This window comes from Rhizobium tropici CIAT 899 (assembly GCF_000330885.1).
In the GTDB taxonomy this organism is placed as follows: Bacteria; Pseudomonadota; Alphaproteobacteria; order Rhizobiales; family Rhizobiaceae; genus Rhizobium; species Rhizobium tropici.
On the sequence record NC_020059.1, the window covers coordinates 1,926,389 to 1,944,594 of the forward strand.

Genomic DNA, 18,206 nt, shown 5'->3' on the forward strand with positions numbered 1-18,206 from the left:
ATTTCGAGCAAAAGTGGAAACCGGAATTGTACGGTCGAATGATTTTCTGGCTCAGTTTCCCTTGGCCGAGACGACAGGCAGATTGATGTCGACCATACCCGCCTTGTCGAACATCAGCATCACGGGCACCGCACCGCCCTGCTCGAAAGGCGTCTTTACCTGTTTGAACATCATGTGCATCGTATTCGGCGCGAGCGTCACCGTCGCGCCGGCGGGAATGGCGATGCCGCCTTTCACCTCGCGCATCTTCATGATCTCGCCTTCCATTTTCATCTCGTGCAGCTCCACCTTGCCAGCCGCTGAAGAGGTGACAGAAGTGAGTTTGTCGTCGGCCTTGCCGGTGTTGTGGATGATAATATAGCCGCCGCCCACCGGCTGGCCGGGAAGCATGGCGCGAACATAGCCGCCGCTGATATCGAGATCGCCAAGTTTGGCAGTCGCGGAGCCGGAAGGTGCCGCACCCGCATCCATGTGCATACCGGGCATGGATTTCATCGTGCCGCTATCCTCAGCCATTGCTCCACTGGAAGGAAGCGAAAATGCGCCAATGGACATCAGCAATGCGGCTGCGTAGTTGCGGTTCATGTTCATCTCCTGCCCGGCTCCTCGATCGAGCAGAAGGGATAGCCTCTCCCATCGCTGTTGCAAAGGCCCGTATTCATTAGGAAACGCAGGATTGATCGGCGCGACAAAAATTTGTTCAGCGACGACATTTGCCCCTTGCCATCTTTCGCCGAGACCGGATAATGGCTGTCAACCTTGTTGGGAGAATCCGGCGCAAGCCGGTGCCGAAGGAGCAACCGCCCCGGAAACTCTCAGGCCAAAGGACCAGCAAGGGGCAGACGGAACTCTGGAGAGAAGCGCGCAAGCGTTCGCCGAAGGGATAACAATCTCAGGCAAACAGACAGAGGGGGCTCATCGTCAGGCGCCACCGCGCCGAAATTGTGAGCTCTGCGCTTCGAAACAAGCGCAAAACCCGGAGGCGTCATTTGGACGAGACCGCTGCCCTCAAGACCACCCCCCTTCATGCCCTGCATGTGTCCCTCGGCGCCCGCATGGTGCCGTTCGCAGGCTACGACATGCCCGTGCAATATGCGCCCGGCGTGCTGAAGGAACATCTTTGGACCAGATCCTCTGCCGGTCTGTTCGACGTGTCGCATATGGGTCAGGTGACGATCCGCGCACGCTCAGGCAAATATGAGGATGCGGCGCTGGCACTGGAAAGCCTGGTGCCGGTCGATATTCTCGGCCTTGCCGAAAATCGCCAGCGCTATGGCTTCTTCACCGACGACAAGGGTGGCATCCTCGACGATCTGATGATTGCCCATATGGACGACTATCTTTTCGTCGTCGTCAACGCTGCCTGCAAAGAGCAGGATTTCAAGCATCTTCAAGATCATATCGGCGATAGCTGCGAAGTTACATTACTCGATCGCGCCCTCATCGCCCTGCAGGGACCGCGCGCCGTCGACGTGCTCGCAGAGCTCTGGGCCGATATCGCCTACATGAAGTTCATGGACGTGCGCCATTGTCGCCTCCACGATGTCTCCTGCCTCGTCTCACGCTCCGGCTATAGCGGCGAAGACGGTTTCGAAATCTCCGTGCCGGCTGATAAGGCCGAGGATATCGCCAAGCGGCTGCTGGAGCATCCGGACGTCCAGCCGATCGGCCTCGGCGCCCGTGACTCGTTGCGCCTGGAGGCCGGCCTCTGCCTTTATGGCAACGATATCGACCAGACGACGACGCCGATCGAAGGCGCACTCGAATGGGCGATCCAGAAGGCCCGCAAGACGGGCGGTGTCCGCGCCGGCGGCTTCCCTGGCGCAACCCGCATCCTCGGCGAACTCGATGGCGGCACCACGCGGCGCCGCGTCGGCCTGAAGCCGGAGGGCAAGGCACCAGTGCGCGGCCACTCAAAGCTTTATGCCGAAGCCGAAGGCAAGACCGAAATTGGCGAAGTCACCTCGGGTGGTTTCGGTCCGAGCGTCGAATCCCCAGTCGCCATGGGCTACGTGCCGACCGATTTCGCGGCACCCGGTACCACCGTTTACGCTGAAGTACGCGGCAAATATCTGCCCGTCGTCGTCAGTACGCTGCCTTTCATCAAACCCACCTACAAACGCTGAACGTCTTTTCCAGAGAGGATTATCCATGCTGAAATTCACCGAAGAACACGAGTGGCTGAAGGTCGAAGGCGATGTCGCAATCGTGGGCATCACGGCCCATGCAGCCGAACAGCTCGGCGATCTCGTTTTCGTTGAGTTGCCCGAGGTCGGTGCCAGCTTCTCCAAGGGAGCCGACGCGGCAACCGTCGAATCCGTCAAGGCAGCCTCCGAAGTCTATTGTCCGCTCGACGGGGAAATCACGGAAATCAACGAAGCCATCACTGCCGATCCGGCCCTCGTCAACTCCGACCCAATGGGCGCCGGCTGGTTCTTCAAGCTGAAGCTGAGGAACGTCGGCGATCTCGATGGTCTCCTTGATGAATCCGGTTACAAGGAGCTGATCGGATAATGACGACGCCTACGGAATTCACCTTCACCGATTACCAGCCATACGATTTTGCCAACCGCCGCCATATCGGCCCGTCTCCGTCGGAGATGGCCGATATGCTCAAGGTGATCGGCTATAAGAGTCTCGATGGCCTGATCGACGCAACGTTGCCGCCGGCGATCCGCCAGAAGGCGCCGCTCGCCTGGGGCGCAGCGATGACGGAGCGCGAGGCGCTCGACCGCCTGCGCGAGACCGCTAACAAGAACAAGGTTTTGGTTTCGCTTATCGGCCAGGGCTATTACGGCACGATCACGCCGCCGGTCATCCAGCGCAACATCCTGGAAAACCCGGCCTGGTACACGGCCTACACGCCCTACCAGCCCGAGATCAGCCAAGGCCGCCTCGAGGCTCTGCTGAACTACCAGACGATGATCAGCGACTTGACCGGTCTCGATGTCGCCAACGCCTCCCTGCTTGATGAAGCGACGGCTGCGGCCGAAGGCATGGCGATGGCGGAACGTGTCGCCAAATCGAAGGCGAAGGCCTTCTTCGTCGATGCCGGCTGCCATCCCCAGACCATCGCGCTGATCAGGACGCGCGCCGAACCGCTCGGCTGGACCGTCATCGTCGGCAATCCCTTCTCGGATCTCGATCCGGTCGACGTCTTCGGTGCGATCTTCCAGTATCCGGGCACGCATGGTCACATCAACGACTTCTCCGGCCTGATTGCTCGCCTGCATCAGACCGGCGCCATCGCCATCATGGCGACCGATCTTCTGGCATTGACCCTGCTGAAATCCCCCGGTGAAATGGGTGCGGATATCGCCATCGGCTCCTCGCAGCGCTTCGGCGTTCCGGTTGGCTATGGCGGGCCGCATGCCGCGTTTATGGCCGTCAAGGACGATTACAAGCGCTCCATGCCCGGTCGTCTTGTCGGCGTCTCGGTCGATGCGCGCGGCAATCGCGCCTATCGCCTCTCGCTGCAGACCCGCGAGCAGCATATCCGCCGCGAAAAGGCGACGTCGAACATCTGCACCGCCCAGGTGTTGCTCGCCGTCATGGCCTCCATGTATGCGGTCTTCCACGGTCCGCAGGGCCTGAAGGCGATCGCACAGCAGGTCCACCAGAAGGCTGTGCTGACGGCCAAGGGCCTGGAAAAGCTGGGCTACATTGTTGAGCCTGAAACCTTCTTCGACACGATCACCGTCGAAGTCGGCCACATGCAGGGTCTGATCCTGCGAGCAGCCGTCGCCGAAGGCGTCAACCTGCGCAAGGTCGGTGAAACCAAGATCGGCATCAGCCTGGACGAACGCACGCGCCCAGCAACGGTGGAAGCCGTCTGGCGCGCTTTCGGCGGCAATTTCCGCATCGCCGATTTCGAGCCGTCCTATCGCCTGCCGAAGACCCTGCTGCGCACCAGCGAATACCTCACACATCCGATCTTCCACATGAACCGCGCCGAAAGCGAGATGACGCGTTACATTCGTCGTCTTTCGGACCGCGACCTGGCGCTCGACCGCTCGATGATCCCGCTCGGCTCCTGCACCATGAAGCTCAATGCGACGGCGGAAATGCTGCCGATCACCTGGCCGGAATTCTCGGACATCCATCCTTTCGTGCCGGCCGACCAGGCGCTTGGCTACCGCGAAATGATCGATGACCTGACGGACAAGCTCTGCGCCGTGACCGGCTATGACGCCTTCTCCATGCAGCCGAATTCCGGCGCGCAGGGCGAATATGCCGGCCTGCTGACCATCCGCAACTATCACATTGCCAATGGCCAGGGTCACCGCGACATCTGCCTCATCCCGACCTCCGCGCACGGCACCAACCCCGCCTCGGCACAAATGGCGGGCATGAAGGTCGTGGTCGTCAAGGTCAGCGACGACGGCGATATCGACATGGCCGATTTCCGCGCCAAGACCGAGCAATATGCCGACAGCCTGTCCTGCTGCATGATCACCTACCCTTCGACGCACGGCGTGTTCGAAGAAACGGTGAAGGAGATCTGCGATCTCGTGCACAAGCATGGCGGTCAGGTCTATCTCGATGGCGCGAACATGAACGCCATGGTCGGCCTCTCGCGTCCAGGCGATATCGGCTCCGACGTCAGCCATCTGAACCTGCACAAGACCTTCTGCATCCCGCATGGCGGCGGCGGTCCCGGCATGGGTCCGATCGGCGTCAAGGCGCATCTGGCGCCTCACCTGCCCGGCCACCCTGAAACGGACGGCCGCAGCGGTGCGGTATCGGCGGCAGCCTTCGGTTCGGCCTCCATCCTGCCGATCTCCTGGAGCTATTGCCTGATGATGGGCGGCGAAGGCCTGACGCAGGCGACGAAGGTGGCGATCCTCAACGCCAACTACATCGCGGCTCGGCTGAAAGGCGCCTATGACGTGCTCTACAAATCCAAGGACGGACGCGTGGCGCACGAATGCATCATCGACACCCGCCCATTGGCCGCAAGCGCCGGCGTGACGGTCGACGATGTCGCCAAGCGCCTCATCGATTGCGGCTTCCACGCTCCCACAATGAGCTGGCCTGTTGCCGGCACGCTGATGATCGAGCCGACCGAATCGGAAACCAAAGCCGAAATTGATCGCTTCTGCGAGGCGATGCTGGCGATCCGCGAAGAAGCCCGCGCCATCGAAGACGGCCGGATGGACAAGACCGACAATCCGCTGAAGAACGCTCCGCACACGGTGGAAGACCTTGTCGGCGAATGGGATCGCCCCTATTCGCGCGAACAGGCCTGCTTCCCGCCCGGCGCATTCCGCGTCGACAAATACTGGTCGCCGGTCAACCGCATCGACAATGTCTATGGCGACCGCAACCTGATCTGCACCTGCCCGCCGCTGGAATCCTATGCGGAGGCCGCAGAATAGGATTTTTGCAAAAAAAGCGAAACGGTTCAGTCGCTTCGCTGGAAACAGACATAAATCTATTGTGAAACTTGTCTATGAAAGCGCCGCGTGTCCGAAAGGATGCGCGGCGTTTTTGGTGACGCCACGGTGGGACCTTGGAATTCAGATTTATGCCGGACCGATTCGACGTGGACAATCCCGACAGCTACATCGCCGCCGCCTTCGAAACCGACGATCCGGCCTCGATCGCCAAGGCGTTGGGTGAAGTGGCGCGCACGCGCAACATGAGCAAGCTCGCCAAGGATGTCGGCATGAACCGCTCGGCGCTTTATCGCGCGCTCAGCGGCGACGGCAATCCCGAATTTGCAACGATCTTGAAAGTCGTCAGGGCGCTTGGCCTCAAGCTGACGCCTGTTTCGGCAGCTAACTGAAACTTTCAGTCGCTAGCCGATCGCCTCCTCAAGCAGAAGCAACACGAGAAAGCCCGCAAAGAACATAGCGGTCACCCAGGGACGATCGGGTGTTTCATGGGCTTCGACCAACAGCTCCTCGGTGACGAGATAGAGGAGCGCAATCAGCCCGAACGCGAAGAATCCGGTCAAAATCGGATCGGGCAACGAAGCGATCGGTGTTCCCAGCAAAGCGCCGATCGGCAGAAGCAGCGCAAGAGCAGCCGTGCTGGCGACGATCCTTGCTCGAGAGCGAACACTCTCACCGAGCTCGTTTGCGACTGTCAGGCCCAGGAACAGCACCTCGATCGTCAGGGCAATGGTCAGCAGCAAGCCGACTTTCGGCCCCGCTGCAAAACCGATGCCCAGCACGAGCCCGTCGATCAGGATGTCGATGCCGATGGCAGCCAGAAGGCCGACCGGCCCTTTGGCCCAGTTTTCCAACTGCTTGACCAGCAGCATCACACCGACGCCGATCGCTCCGCCAATCACGGTTGCCAAAGGATAGCCGCGATGCATGACATCAGGCAGAATTTCGCCGGCTGCGGCCGCAAAGACAACACCGGCGGCAAAATGCTGGATTGCGCTGACAAGATTACGCCCCGGCCGCGTATTCACCGCAACCGCGGCGCCTGCTATGGCTGCTGCCGCCGGGATCAATGTGTAAACCCATGCCGATGCCGCCATAAGATCCCCCTTGCGCGCCCCGACCTCATCCGGCTCGAAGCCGCTGGTCAGCCGAGGGCAACGGAAGACCCTCAGCATCCATCGATCAAAGCACGAAATGCAGCAAGGTGAAATATCGCAGGTGTATTTAGGCGGGTTGCGCAGCCTGTCGTTGCGCCGCCAGGGCAGCCAGATCGGCAGGCTTCAATTCGACTGATTCGCCGCAGCCGCAGGCCGATGTCTGGTTCGGATTGGTGAAGATGAAGCCCGAGCGCAACGTCGTCGTCTCGAAGCCCATTTCCGTGCCGAGGAGATAAAGTACGGCCGATGGCTCGACCCAGACCCTCACGCCATCGCGCTCGATCAGGTCGTCCTTCGGGTTCGGCTCGGTCACCAGGTCGATGGTATATTCCATGCCGGCGCAGCCGCCCTTCTTGATGCCGACACGAACGCCTTTGGCATCAGGGCCGGAATTCTCGACGATCGCCTTGACGCGGGCTGCTGCCGCATCCGTCATGCTCATGACTGCAAAGCCCATGGGCTCATTCTCCTCTGGCATCGGCCCGAAAAGTGGATCCGGTTTTCAGATCCAGCCGATGCCCGCTTAAATGCAACCGGGGTCAAGATCCGGCGCTTCGAGTCTTAATGTAAAGCCGGCGGCTTCAAGCTTCAATACCAGCCGACGGCAACCTGCGCTTCTTCCGACATGCGATCCGGCGTCCACGGCGGATCGAAGGTCATGCTGACGTCGACACCGGAAACGCCTTCGACGGCGCCGACGGCATTTTCGACCCAGCCCGGCATTTCGCCGGCAACCGGGCAACCCGGTGCAGTCAGCGTCATGACGATCTTCACCATGCGGTCGTCTTCGATATCGATCTTGTAGACCAGGCCAAGTTCGAAGATATCGGCGGGAATTTCCGGATCGTAGACCGTTTTCAGCGCAGAGATGATGTCGTCGCTGAGGCGCGCCAGTTCATCTGCGGGGATGCTGGAATGCACGATCCCTTCGCGTACGTCGATCTTCTGTTCGCTTTCGTCGAGTGACATCGCTTGCCTCCTCAGGCAAAGAATTTCCGTGCATATTCCAGTGCATCGGCCAAGGCATCCACCTCGGCGCGGGTATTGTACATGCCGAACGATGCACGGCATGTGGAGGTGACGCCAAAGCGTTTCAAGAGCGGCTGGGCGCAATGCGTGCCCGCGCGAACTGCTACACCCTGGCGATCGATCACCATCGAGACGTCGTGGGAGTGTATTCCCGCCAGCTCGAAGGAGAAGATGCCACCCTTGCCGGGCGCCGTGCCGATGACGCGCAGCGAATTGATATCCCGCAGCCGTTCCGCTGCATAGGCAGCCAGATCAGCCTCATGGCGAGCAATCGCTTCACGACCGATACTGTCCATATAATCAAGTGCATAGCCAAGGCCGATCGCTTGAACGATCGGCGGCGTTCCCGCTTCGAAGCGATGCGGCGGCTCGTTATAGGTGACGTTTTCCTCGGTGACATCGAAGATCATCTCGCCGCCGCCCTGGAACGGCCGCATCTCGGCAAGCCGCTCCTTCTTGCCGTAGAGAACGCCGATGCCCGATGGCCCATAAAGCTTGTGACCGGTCATGACATACCAGTCGCAATCGATATCCTGCACGTCGACAGGCATGTGCACCGCGCCCTGCGAGCCGTCGATCAGGACTGGAATGCCGCGCTCATGGGCGATGCGGCACACTTCCTTCACAGGAACGACAGTTCCAAGCGCATTCGACATATGCGTGATGGCGACGAGCTTCGTGCGCTCCGTCAGGCTCTTTTCGAAATCCTCGATATGGAAGGCGCCCTCGTCGTCGACAGGCACCCACACCAGCTTCGCACCCTGACGCTCGCGAATGAAATGCCAGGGAACGATATTGGAGTGATGCTCCATGATGGAGACGACAATCTCGTCGCCCTCGCCGATCTTAGGCATGCCCCAGCCGTAGGCGACCGTGTTGATCGCCTCCGTCGAGTTCTTGGTGAAGACGATATCGTCAACCGACGGCGCATTCAGGAAGCGGCGCACCTTTTCGCGAGCCGCTTCATAGGCTTCGGTCGCAGCATTGGACAGAAAGTGCAGGCCGCGATGCACATTCGCATATTCGTTGGAATAGGCATGCGAGATGGCATCGATGACGACCTGCGGCTTCTGTGCGGAGGCGCCATTGTCGAGATAGACGAGCGGCTTGCCATGCACCGTCTTTGCCAGGATCGGGAAATCCCGGCGAATGGCTTCGACATCATAGGCCGTTGCCGGCACGATCTTGTCCACGGGCTTTGCCTCCAATCAGGCGTGCTTTTCCAGCCAGGCCGAGATAACGCCTTCCAGCGCCTCTACCAGGGCTTCGTCTTCCAGTTCCTCGACGATCTCGGCCACAAAGGCGTTGACGAGCATGGCCCGCGCCTTTTTCTCCGGAATGCCGCGCGCCATCAGGTAGTAGAGATGGTTGCCGTCGATATCCGCGACAGTGGCGCCATGGCCGCACTGTACGTCATCGGCGAAGATTTCAAGCTCGGGCTTCACCGAGAACTCGGCATCGTCGGACATCAGCAGCGTGTTGCAGGCCATCTTGGCATCGGTCTTCTGCGCATCCGGTGCGACCCGGATCATGCCCTGGAAGACGCCGCGAGCGCGGTCGAACACGACATTACGGATAACTTCGGTGGAACCGGTGTTCGGAACATCATGACCGAGCACCATCGTCACGTCTGTATGCGTATCGCCGCCGAGCAGGTTGATACCGCGCAGCGTCAGATCGGCGCCCTCGCCCGCTACCTTGATATACAGTTCCTGGCGCACCAGCTTGCCGCCGGCGTTGATGACGAACAGCTTCAGCTTGGCATCTTCTCCGAGATCGATTCGGAGCTGGCCGAGATGGGTATCTTCGCTGCCCTGTTCCTGCAGGATAATCCAGGTGATCTCAGAACCCTTGCCGATCTTGACTTCGCTCACCGAGGAAACCAGCGCGGCAGCGCCTTCGACCGCCTGATGACGCTCGATAAAGGTCGCCTTGACTTCGGCGCCGAAAGTAACCGGCAGACGGCTGTGGATCTGGCCGCCGGCATGGATGAACTGCACTTCGAGCGGCGCATCGAGTTCGGTGCCATCAGGAAAATCGATGACATAACCGTCACGCACGAAGCTCGCATTGATGCGGCCGATAGCGTCATCCTTGCCAAGGGCCTCGAGGCCGACGGCGGCCGCGCCGTTGATCAAGCTGTCGGCGTAGCGCGCAACGGTCAAATTCTTCACCGAAGCCTTATCACTTGCCTTGCCCTGCAGAACCGCAATGACAGGCGATCCTTCGACCGTTGCCGGCAACGCTTCGGCAAGGCCCTTGCCGATATTGCTGGGAACCAGACGCAGCAGGTTCTTGAAATCGGTATAATGCCATGCCTCGATCCGGCGTGTCGGCAGGCCGGCGGTCTTCAGCTCGTCCAGCAGGCGGTCGCGGACGGCAAAAACCTCGCCGTCGCCGGGCAGATCGCCCATCTGGTCGTTATACGCCTCGATCAACGCCGTTTCGGCTGACGTCAGGCGGTTCGTCGTCTGAATGTTCATCGACGTGTCCTTTCCGCCTCGATCAGGCTGCAGCACCGATGATGTCGGCATAGCCGTTGGCTTCGAGCTCATGCGCCAGCGTCTTGTCGCCGGACTTGATCACCTGGCCCTTGTAGAGAACGTGGACGGTGTCCGGAACGATGTAGTCGAGCAGGCGCTGATAGTGGGTGATAACGATCACGGCGCGATCGGGCGAACGCAGCGCGTTGACGCCATCGGCGACGATCTTCAGCGCATCGATGTCGAGGCCGGAATCGGTTTCGTCGAGCACGCAAAGCTGCGGCTCCAGCAGCGCCATCTGCAGGATTTCGGCGCGCTTCTTTTCACCGCCGGAGAAGCCAACGTTGAGCGGGCGCTTCAGCATGTCCATGTTGATCTGCAGCTTGCCGGCAGCATCCTTGACGCGGCGGATGAAATCCGGTGTCGTCAGTTCGTCTTCGCCGCGTGCCTTGCGCTGCTCGTTCAGAGCAACCTTGAGGAACTGCATGGTGGCGACGCCGGGGATTTCCACGGGATACTGGAAGGCCAGGAAGATGCCCTTGGCGGCGCGCTCGGCAGCGTCGAGCTCCAGGATGCTCTCGCCGTTATAAAGGATGTCACCCTCGGTGACTTCATAATCCTCGCGGCCGGCGAGGATATAGGAGAGCGTCGACTTGCCGGAGCCGTTCGGGCCCATGATGGCGGCAACTTCGCCTGCCTTCACGGTCAGGTTCAGGCCGCGGATGATCTCGGTGCCGTCTTCGGCGATACGGGCATGCAGGTTCTTGATTTCAAGCATAGTCTCGATCTTTCACTTGGGGCTTTTCCATCCAGGGAAAATGCGTTCCACCAATTCTAATAATTCTTCGACGAATTCGACCGCCCTACCGAGCAGCAACAAAACGGCACATACGCCAAGGGACGAAAGTACGATCAGTTTGCCGATATGCCAGTTTGCAAAAGCTACGAGCATTCCCACGATGACACCGGCTAATGCCGAGGAGAACAAGAAAATTGCAGCCTTTGCGACCCAATACTTCCGTTCACCGGTCTGCCAAAGTGGCGGCCGATCGTCCATCACCCAACACTGCCTTCGAGCGAGATGCCGATCAGCTTCTGCGCTTCGACGGCGAATTCCATCGGCAGCTCCTGCAGCACTTCCTTGACGAAGCCGTTGACGATCAGCGCGATCGCCGCTTCGGTCGGGATGCCGCGCTGCAGGCAGTAGAACAGCTGGTCTTCGGAAATCTTCGACGTCGTGGCTTCATGCTCGAACTGCGCCGTCGAGTTCTTCGCCTCGATGTATGGCACCGTATGCGCGCCGCACTTGTCGCCGATCAGCAATGAATCGCACTGCGTGAAGTTACGCGCGTTCGATGCCTTGCGGTGAGCCGAAACCTGACCGCGATAGGTGTTCTGCGAGACGCCGGCGGCGATGCCCTTCGAGACGATACGGCTCGAGGTGTTCTTGCCGAGGTGGATCATCTTGGTGCCGCTATCGACCTGCTGATGGCCGTTCGAAACAGCGATCGAGTAGAACTCGCCACGGCTGTCATCGCCGCGCAGGATGCAGGACGGATACTTCCAGGTGATGGCAGAGCCGGTCTCGACCTGCGTCCAGGAGATCTTGGAGCGATGACCGCGGCAATCGCCACGCTTGGTGACGAAGTTGTAGATGCCGCCCTTGCCGTTCTTGTCGCCCGGATACCAGTTCTGGACGGTCGAATACTTGATCTCGGCGTCGTCAAGCGCAACGAGCTCGACGACGGCAGCATGCAGCTGGTTTTCATCGCGCTGCGGCGCTGTGCAGCCTTCGAGATAGGAGACGTAGGCACCTTCTTCGGCGATGATCAGCGTGCGCTCGAACTGGCCGGTGTTCTTCTCGTTGATGCGGAAGTAGGTCGACAATTCCATCGGGCAACGAACGCCCTTCGGCACGAAGACGAAGGAACCGTCGGTGAAGACGGCCGAATTCAGCGTCGCATAGAAATTGTCCGAGGTCGGCACGACGGAGCCGAGATACTTGCGCACGAGATCCGGATGTTCGCGAATGGCTTCCGAGATCGACATGAAGATCACGCCGGCCTTCTTCAGCTCTTCCTTGAAGGTGGTGACGACCGAAACGGAATCGAACACCGCATCGACGGCGATCTTCGGCTTCTCGACGCCGGCAAGAATCTCCTGCTCGCGCAGTGGAATGCCAAGCTTCTCATAGGTCTTCAGGAGCTCCGGGTCGACTTCGTCGAGCGACTTCGGACCGGCGAACTTCTTCGGCGCGGCGTAGTAGTAGATGTCGTTAAAGTCGATCTTCGGATAGTCGACGCGTGCCCATGTCGGCTCTTCCAGCGTCAGCCAGCGGCGATAGGCTTCCAGACGCCATTCCAGCATCCATTCCGGCTCTTGCTTCTTGGCGGAAATAAAACGGACAATGTCTTCGGACAGACCCTTGGGAGCCTTGTCCATTTCGATGATGGTCTCAAAACCATACTTGTATTGGTCCACGTCAATCAGGCGAACCTGATCGACCGTTTCCTGGACTGCAGGCATTTCGTTCTCCAATCTCGCCGGATCCAAGGTCCGGCAGCTTGTCAACGTTGCGGCAGACTTATGTCTGCCCCCTATGTAGTCGGCCAAAAGGGACTTTTCACCCCGCTTGGCAAGCGGAAATTTCGGTTTCCGCAAAATTGTGGCCGTCAGGCCGCCGCACCCGCCAGCTTGCGTCTTCCCGCGATACGGGTAAACGCGGCAATTGCGCGATCGATATCCGCTTCGGTCGTGGTCGGCCCCAGCGAAATGCGCAACGCTCCAAGCTTGGGATCACATCCCATCGCCGCTAGCACATGGCTCTCGCCGACCTTGCCCGACGAGCAGGCTGAGCCGGCCGATATAGCAACCCCTTCAAGATCGAAGGCGATCTGGCCGGTTTCGGATTTCAGCCCCGGCAGCGTGAAAAAGCACGTGTTGGGAACGCGCGGGCCATCCTTCCCATGAATGATGACATCCGGCGCCACCAGCTCCATCCCTGCTTCCAGCCGGTCGCGCAATGAAGCGATCGCAGCATTGCGAGCATCGAGGTCCAAGGCAGTGACCTCGGCGGCGGCACCGAAGCCGATGATGGCAAGCGTATTTTCCGTGCCCGAGCGATGGCCTTTTTCCTGCCCGCCACCATGGATCAGCGGCATCGGCATCAGGATTTCACCGCGCGAGACGAGCGCGCCAACACCCTTCGGGCCGCCGATCTTGTGCGAGGACACGATCAGAAAATCCGCGCCGATCGCATGGATATCGAGCGGAATCCGGCCGGCTGCTTGAACCGCATCAACGACTAACAAGCCACCCGCCGCCTGAACGAGCTTCGCCGCTTCGGTGACTGGTTGCAGAATTCCGGTCTCATTATTGGCAAGCATGATCGCGACCATCGGCAGGCCACTCGCCTTGTCATGGGCTGATAGCATCGCTTCCAGCGCAGCGAGATCGATCGTACCGTCTGAGGTCACCGGTATTTCGCTGACATTGTCCTTGGCAAACCGGCCGCCTTCGCGCACGGCCGGATGCTCGACGGCCGATATATAAAGGTGGCTAACCACAAGCGGCGTCCGCCCCATGCGGAATTCCGGCGTCAGCACCATATTGGCGGCCTCAGTGGCGCCGCTGGTGAAAACCACATGGGCAGCTTCCGCGCCCGTAAGAGCCGCAACCTGCCGGCGTGCGGCCTCGACAGCCGCGCGCGCTGCCCTACCTTCGCCGTGAACGGAATTGGGGTTGCCTTGAATATCCATCGCACGCAGCATGGCTTCGCGGGCCGCCGGATGGAGCGGCGCGGTAGCATTCCAATCGAGATAAAGGCGTGTTGCAGCCATAATCTTCTTCCTGCGCGACTTTGCTTTGCTGCGACCGGCTCATTTTCCTTGAAATTTCAGCCGGGCATGCCTTATGACACGTTCCACAAACCGTTGCACAGACAACGCGCGGACCACCGCATCAAGTTTCGAATTGTTCTAAACTGCGTTCTAGAAAAGATGAGCGCATTCGTCAAGTCAACTTGCTGCGTGCCGCAGGGTTTGAACGCAGAAAAAGAAGAGCCGGAGTATCGATGCCCGAAGTAATTTTCAACGGCCCCGCGGGTCGCCTTGAAGGCCGCTATCAGCCCTCCAAGGAAAAGAGCGCCCCGATCGCGATTATCCTTCATCCTCATCCGCAGTTCGGCGGTACGATGAACAATCAGGTGGTCTACCAGCTCTTCTATATGTTCCAGAAGCGCGGCTTCACCACGCTCCGCTTCAACTTCCGCGGTATCGGCCGCAGCCAGGGCGAGTTCGACCACGGCGCCGGCGAGCTTTCCGATGCTGCCTCTGCACTCGACTGGGTGCAGAGCCTTCATCCTGATTCGAAGAGCTGCTGGGTTGCCGGCTACTCCTTCGGCGCCTGGATCGGCATGCAGCTGCTGATGCGCCGTCCGGAAATCGAAGGCTTCATGTCGATCGCGCCGCAGCCGAATATCTACGACTTCTCCTTCCTCGCACCCTGCCCCTCGTCCGGCCTGATCATCAACGGCGATGCCGACAAGGTTGCTCCGGAAAAGGACGTCAACGGCCTCGTCGAGAAGCTGAAGACCCAGAAGGGCATCCTGATCACGCACAAGGTGGTTCCGGGCGCCAACCACTTCTTCAACGGTCAGGTCGAAACGCTGCTCGGCGAATGCGAGGATTATCTCGATCGTCGCCTGAATGGCGAATTGGTGCCGGAACCGGCTGCCAAGCGCATTCGCTAAGAAGCGGCGCCCCTCTCAGAGCGTTTCCGCCGTTCTTTGAAACACGGAAACGCTCAATCTTGCTGTTTTACGCATTCCGGTCGAAAATCCGCTGCGTATTTTTGCCGGAACTGCTGCTAGCGTGACATCCTGAAGCAAAGGCCTGGAGTGCCGCTGACAACGATCGGCGCTTCGTACTGCATGCCGATTTTTTGTAGAACCCGCTGCGAAGCAACGTTTTCCGGATGCGTGAATGCGATGAACCGATCGGCGAAGCCTCGGCGGAAAAACCACTGTGCCAGCGCGCCGGCTATCTCCGTGGCGTAACCGTTGCCCCACGCGTCCTGCCGAAGCGAATAGCCGAGTTCGAACTCACCTCGTCCGCGCTCCTGGAAGCGCGAAAAGCCGGCACGACCGATGAAGCGTCCATTCTCGCGCCGCAGTATCTTGTATTTCGTCACGCCGTCGCGCGCCTGCTCGCCAAACCAGCTTTTCAGCCGCTCCTCGGCCTTCTCCAGCGTCCAAGGAGTCGCGCCCGAGAGATAGCGCGTGGTCTCGATCGTCGAATGCAATTGCCGAATCGCTTCGGCATCAGCCTTATCCCACATCGTCAGAACGAGGCGTGGGGTTTCGAGTATGATGGTATTACTCATCTGCCTGCCTGTTTTCGTGATGAATCTCCAGCCTGCCGTAACATGTATGACAGCGCCGATTGACAACCCGGCGGTCAGTGCTAACCGCTCGGCCTGATTTCAACAAGCCGATCAAGCGACATCTCGCATGCGAAGGCCCGCCGAAGCGGGTCTTCCAGATTATCGCTTGATATCATCCATCAGTGACATGCCGGCAGACCGGGAGCGCCGCACTTCTTCTTTTCCGGAGGCTTCTGCGGCGGAGGCGGAGGTGGTCTCTTCACCTGCTGCTGCACGACCTTCGGCTGCGGCTGCGGCTGAGGCTTGGGCTGAGCCTGCGGCTTCGGCGCTGGCGCCCTCGCCTGTGCCACCACATGCGGCGCGGGTTTGGGCTGTGCAGGAGCCGGATTGGCTTGCCGGGGCGGCGTGGCAGCGACATGAGGCTGACTGCTGACACGAGGTGGATTGTTGGGGATGGCCTTGGGCTTCGCCGGAATTCTGGCGGCAACAGCCGGCGCCGCCGGAGCATGCCCATCGGGTTTCGGTGCAGCGGCGACCGGATTCGGTTTGCCGCCCGGCATTGCTTGCGGTGCCGGGGTCTTGGCAATCTGGTTTTGCCCCTTCACGGCAGGCGCATTGCCAACGGCCGGCAGCGGTTGTCCCTTGGAACCGGGAAGCGCATGTGTATTGGCGTTCGGCGTAGCCTGAGGCTGTTGAGCCTGTTTCGTCTGCGCTGCGCCAGGATTGGCTGGCAGCTTGCCCGTGGTTGGCAAAGGTTGACCGTTCGCGCCCGGAAGCGTGTGCGCATTGGCATTTGTGCCTTGCTGGGCGGGTTGAGTGGCGACAGCCGGACTATGCACCGCATTCGGCGCAGCTTGCGGCGATTGCCCCTCCTTCGTCCGAGCCGTTCCCTGATTGACGGGCGGCTTGCCACCAGCCGGCAGCGGCTGACCATTCGCGCCGGGAAGAACGTGGGCAGCGGCGTTTCCGCCTTGCGGCTGCGCCAACGGCGCCGCCGCAGGAGCAACTCCAGGCACCGTCTTGGCGGGATTCTGCCGTTGTATAACCGCCGCCTTCTTCTGTACCGATGGCGGCAGGGCAACATGCAGTGCTGCAGCCCCTGCTCCGGCGATAACGGCCGCACCGGCGAGTTTCTGCCCTGTCGTCAACCCAGGTGCAGCGGGTGCCGCCACGTTCTCGTTGACCACAGTGTTGTTGTTGATGACCGTCGTGTTGTTCACGACCGTATTGTGGATGTTATTGAAGATGACATTGTTCTCGGGCGGCGCGATATCGCGTGGCGGCTCGACCCATGCAGGGACCGGAACGAAGACCGGTGCCGGCAACACGTAGAGATCGACCGCGGGCTGCGGTGGCGCCAACTCGACGAAATCCGGTGGCGGCGGTGCCAGGAAGACGACGGGCGGCGGCGGTGCGTAGCCGAAATCCGCATCATCGAAATAAAGCACGGGACGGTCGACATAGACCACCTCCGGCGGTGGGGGCGGCGGCACGTCATACTCGATCACGGTGAAAGATGGCGGCGGCTCGAGGGCTGCCTCGAAATGCTCGAGACGGCGGCGGGCATCCCAGACGTGGGGACCGCGCGGATAACGCCTCAGATAAGACCAATAGGCCTCGGGCGTGTCGGCAACCCAGGTCTCGCGCCAGGTTATCGCCTCGCGGCGGGCGGCGACAATGGCGCGGACACGCCTGACCATGGAATCGTTCGGATAGGCGGCGAGAAAATCCTCATAGCCCTGCAGCGTGTCGCGATCGAGCGCCGCGAAATAGGCATCGCGCTCATCGAAATCGCGAATGGGCTTCGTCCGGTTTGCCACATCGTCGGTGCTCGGCACCGCAGCGGCCGGCGCGTTCGGACCGCGATCGAAGAAGGTGAAGGCATTCTTGAATTTGGAAGCATCCCAGGAAATCTCGGCGCCCTTGGTCAAGTCGCCGACCCGCAACCGTGTGCGATCGAAGACGTCATCAAGCGAAAGGCCGCCGACGCGGATCATCTCCGCCAGCGCATGCGCGTAGGAACCATAGGGACCGGCCTCCTGCGGTGCGACCGTGCCGGGCGCCGCATTGAAGGCAATTAGCTGATTGGCATCGGGATCGACCAGCGCCAGACCACCCGCCAGCGGCTGACTGGACTGCACGAACGGATTGGCTCTCGCCGCGTCGAGCACGACGATGCTGCCACGATTGTTGATGGCCGACAGCGATTTGGTGAAGTCGCCCACGCGGATCGCCTGGACGGGGACATCCGTGGCATTGGCGATCTGCGCATCCACAGGCACGAAGTAATTGTCGCCCTGATACTGCACACCGTAGCCCGCCAGATAGACGAAGACGACGGTGTTGGGGCCTGACGCGTTGGCTTTCGTCAGAAAGTCGCGCATAGCATCGCGCAAGCTATTTTGATCGAGATCGCGCGCGCCTATCACGTCGAAGCCCGCAGCCTGCAGCGTTTGCGCGATCAGGCCGGCATCATTGGCCGGCGTCGGAAGCGCGCCCACCGTGTAGGCGGCGTTACCAACGACAAGCGCTATTCTCTTTTCAGGGGAACCCTGAGCTTCGGCCGGATTCGCAGCAGCAATACCGACCAAAGCCAACATCATGGCAAAAAATGCCCAGATCGTCTTTTTGGATGACAATCCCATCTTCGAAAGCAGAGGTGACATACCGGTTTCTTTCACGAAACATGAGGTGCGTGCGGGATCAATAGGAAAATGCCTAGGATTCGATTCGGGCGAATGCGGGACTTATTCCAGGCA

At 60.3% G+C, this 18,206-nt stretch carries 17 protein-coding genes and 1 riboswitch; of the genes, 5 read left to right on the forward strand and 12 right to left on the reverse strand.

The features are described 5' to 3' along the window. Positions 1–51: 51 nt before the first annotated feature. Entirely contained in the window at positions 52–585 is a 534-nt protein-coding gene (locus RTCIAT899_RS09470) for a copper chaperone PCu(A)C (protein WP_015340002.1), read from the reverse strand. Between the two features lie 168 nt (positions 586–753). After that, positions 754–841: riboswitch (glycine riboswitch) on the forward strand. Positions 842–989: 148 nt separating this feature from the next. Between RTCIAT899_RS09470 and gcvT the strand changes: the two genes are divergently transcribed. The 4 genes from gcvT (at position 990) to RTCIAT899_RS09490 (ending at position 5,788) form a co-directional block, all read left to right on the forward strand. Then, positions 990–2,126: a glycine cleavage system aminomethyltransferase GcvT gene (gene gcvT, locus RTCIAT899_RS09475; protein ID WP_015340004.1), complete on the forward strand. Its 1,137-nt coding sequence runs from the start codon at positions 990–992 to the stop codon at positions 2,124–2,126. A gap of 25 nt (positions 2,127–2,151) precedes the next feature. Further along, positions 2,152–2,514, forward strand: coding sequence for a glycine cleavage system protein GcvH (gcvH, locus tag RTCIAT899_RS09480; protein ID WP_015340005.1), 363 nt, complete (start codon positions 2,152–2,154; stop codon positions 2,512–2,514). Beyond that, a complete protein-coding gene (gene gcvP / locus RTCIAT899_RS09485) occupies positions 2,514–5,378 on the forward strand; it encodes an aminomethyl-transferring glycine dehydrogenase (RefSeq protein WP_015340006.1) in 2,865 nt (954 codons plus the stop codon). The genes gcvH and gcvP overlap by 1 nt, the downstream gene beginning before the upstream one ends. 149 nt (positions 5,379–5,527) lie before the next feature. After that, positions 5,528–5,788, forward strand: a complete 261-nt coding sequence (locus RTCIAT899_RS09490) for an addiction module antidote protein (RefSeq protein ID WP_015340007.1) — start codon at positions 5,528–5,530, stop codon at positions 5,786–5,788. 12 nt (positions 5,789–5,800) lie between these two features. On the opposite strand, the gene RTCIAT899_RS09495 is transcribed toward RTCIAT899_RS09490, so the two are convergent. The 9 genes from RTCIAT899_RS09495 to RTCIAT899_RS09535 form a co-directional block, all read right to left on the reverse strand. Next, positions 5,801–6,493 carry a ZIP family metal transporter gene (locus RTCIAT899_RS09495; RefSeq protein WP_041677892.1) on the reverse strand — a complete coding sequence of 231 codons (693 nt, stop codon included), beginning with the start codon at positions 6,491–6,493 and terminating at the stop codon, positions 5,801–5,803. Positions 6,494–6,620: 127 nt separating this feature from the next. Beyond that, positions 6,621–7,010, reverse strand: coding sequence for a Fe-S cluster assembly scaffold SufA (sufA, locus tag RTCIAT899_RS09500; RefSeq protein WP_015340009.1), 390 nt, complete (start codon positions 7,008–7,010; stop codon positions 6,621–6,623). A gap of 131 nt (positions 7,011–7,141) precedes the next feature. Continuing rightward, positions 7,142–7,522, reverse strand: coding sequence for an SUF system Fe-S cluster assembly protein (locus tag RTCIAT899_RS09505; RefSeq protein ID WP_015340010.1), 381 nt, complete (start codon positions 7,520–7,522; stop codon positions 7,142–7,144). A gap of 11 nt (positions 7,523–7,533) precedes the next feature. Beyond that, a complete protein-coding gene (locus RTCIAT899_RS09510) occupies positions 7,534–8,775 on the reverse strand; it encodes a cysteine desulfurase (RefSeq protein ID WP_015340011.1) in 1,242 nt (413 codons plus the stop codon). A gap of 15 nt (positions 8,776–8,790) precedes the next feature. After that, complete coding sequence (sufD, locus tag RTCIAT899_RS09515) at positions 8,791–10,065, reverse strand: Fe-S cluster assembly protein SufD (RefSeq protein WP_015340012.1); 1,275 nt, start codon at positions 10,063–10,065, stop codon at positions 8,791–8,793. Positions 10,066–10,087: 22 nt separating this feature from the next. Next, a complete protein-coding gene (gene sufC / locus RTCIAT899_RS09520) occupies positions 10,088–10,843 on the reverse strand; it encodes a Fe-S cluster assembly ATPase SufC (RefSeq protein WP_015340013.1) in 756 nt (251 codons plus the stop codon). Between the two features lie 12 nt (positions 10,844–10,855). Continuing rightward, complete coding sequence (locus tag RTCIAT899_RS09525; RefSeq protein WP_041677459.1) at positions 10,856–11,122, reverse strand: hypothetical protein; 267 nt, start codon at positions 11,120–11,122, stop codon at positions 10,856–10,858. Continuing rightward, positions 11,122–12,591, reverse strand: a complete 1,470-nt coding sequence (sufB, locus tag RTCIAT899_RS09530; RefSeq protein WP_015340014.1) for a Fe-S cluster assembly protein SufB — start codon at positions 12,589–12,591, stop codon at positions 11,122–11,124. Before sufB ends, RTCIAT899_RS09525 begins: the two co-directional genes overlap by 1 nt. 146 nt (positions 12,592–12,737) lie before the next feature. Then, a complete protein-coding gene (locus RTCIAT899_RS09535; protein WP_015340015.1) occupies positions 12,738–13,904 on the reverse strand; it encodes a cysteine desulfurase family protein in 1,167 nt (388 codons plus the stop codon). A 233-nt stretch (positions 13,905–14,137) separates the two neighbouring features. On the opposite strand from RTCIAT899_RS09535, the gene RTCIAT899_RS09540 reads away from it, so the two are divergent. Next, positions 14,138–14,815 (forward strand): alpha/beta hydrolase, encoded by a 678-nt coding sequence (locus tag RTCIAT899_RS09540; RefSeq protein WP_004108794.1) that lies wholly within the window; start codon positions 14,138–14,140, stop codon positions 14,813–14,815. A gap of 116 nt (positions 14,816–14,931) precedes the next feature. Here the strand turns inward: RTCIAT899_RS09540 and RTCIAT899_RS09545 are convergent, their stop codons facing one another. Together RTCIAT899_RS09545 and RTCIAT899_RS09550 are read right to left on the reverse strand one after the other, a co-directional pair. Further along, positions 14,932–15,447, reverse strand: a complete 516-nt coding sequence (locus RTCIAT899_RS09545; RefSeq protein ID WP_015340016.1) for a GNAT family N-acetyltransferase — start codon at positions 15,445–15,447, stop codon at positions 14,932–14,934. Between the two features lie 179 nt (positions 15,448–15,626). Next, entirely contained in the window at positions 15,627–18,113 is a 2,487-nt protein-coding gene (locus tag RTCIAT899_RS09550) for a caspase family protein (RefSeq protein ID WP_015340017.1), read from the reverse strand. Positions 18,114–18,206 lie beyond the last annotated feature (93 nt).

What these genes read in the sequence shown, in the direction of transcription:
- RTCIAT899_RS09525 (WP_041677459.1), bottom strand. Translation starts at nt 11,122, where the DNA reads ATGGACGATCGGCCGCCACTTTGGCAGACCGGTGAACGGAAGTATTGG.
- RTCIAT899_RS09550 (WP_015340017.1), bottom strand. Translation starts at nt 18,113, where the DNA reads ATGTCACCTCTGCTTTCGAAGATGGGATTGTCATCCAAAAAGACGATC.
- sufA (WP_015340009.1), bottom strand. Translation starts at nt 7,010, where the DNA reads ATGGGCTTTGCAGTCATGAGCATGACGGATGCGGCAGCAGCCCGCGTC.
- gcvP (WP_015340006.1), top strand. Translation starts at nt 2,514, where the DNA reads ATGACGACGCCTACGGAATTCACCTTCACCGATTACCAGCCATACGAT.
- RTCIAT899_RS09490 (WP_015340007.1), top strand. Translation starts at nt 5,528, where the DNA reads ATGCCGGACCGATTCGACGTGGACAATCCCGACAGCTACATCGCCGCC.
- RTCIAT899_RS09540 (WP_004108794.1), top strand. Translation starts at nt 14,138, where the DNA reads ATGCCCGAAGTAATTTTCAACGGCCCCGCGGGTCGCCTTGAAGGCCGC.
- RTCIAT899_RS09535 (WP_015340015.1), bottom strand. Translation starts at nt 13,904, where the DNA reads ATGGCTGCAACACGCCTTTATCTCGATTGGAATGCTACCGCGCCGCTC.
- sufD (WP_015340012.1), bottom strand. Translation starts at nt 10,065, where the DNA reads ATGAACATTCAGACGACGAACCGCCTGACGTCAGCCGAAACGGCGTTG.
- sufC (WP_015340013.1), bottom strand. Translation starts at nt 10,843, where the DNA reads ATGCTTGAAATCAAGAACCTGCATGCCCGTATCGCCGAAGACGGCACC.
- sufB (WP_015340014.1), bottom strand. Translation starts at nt 12,591, where the DNA reads ATGCCTGCAGTCCAGGAAACGGTCGATCAGGTTCGCCTGATTGACGTG.
- RTCIAT899_RS09505 (WP_015340010.1), bottom strand. Translation starts at nt 7,522, where the DNA reads ATGTCACTCGACGAAAGCGAACAGAAGATCGACGTACGCGAAGGGATC.
- gcvH (WP_015340005.1), top strand. Translation starts at nt 2,152, where the DNA reads ATGCTGAAATTCACCGAAGAACACGAGTGGCTGAAGGTCGAAGGCGAT.
- RTCIAT899_RS09470 (WP_015340002.1), bottom strand. Translation starts at nt 585, where the DNA reads ATGAACCGCAACTACGCAGCCGCATTGCTGATGTCCATTGGCGCATTT.
- RTCIAT899_RS09545 (WP_015340016.1), bottom strand. Translation starts at nt 15,447, where the DNA reads ATGAGTAATACCATCATACTCGAAACCCCACGCCTCGTTCTGACGATG.
- RTCIAT899_RS09495 (WP_041677892.1), bottom strand. Translation starts at nt 6,493, where the DNA reads ATGGCGGCATCGGCATGGGTTTACACATTGATCCCGGCGGCAGCAGCC.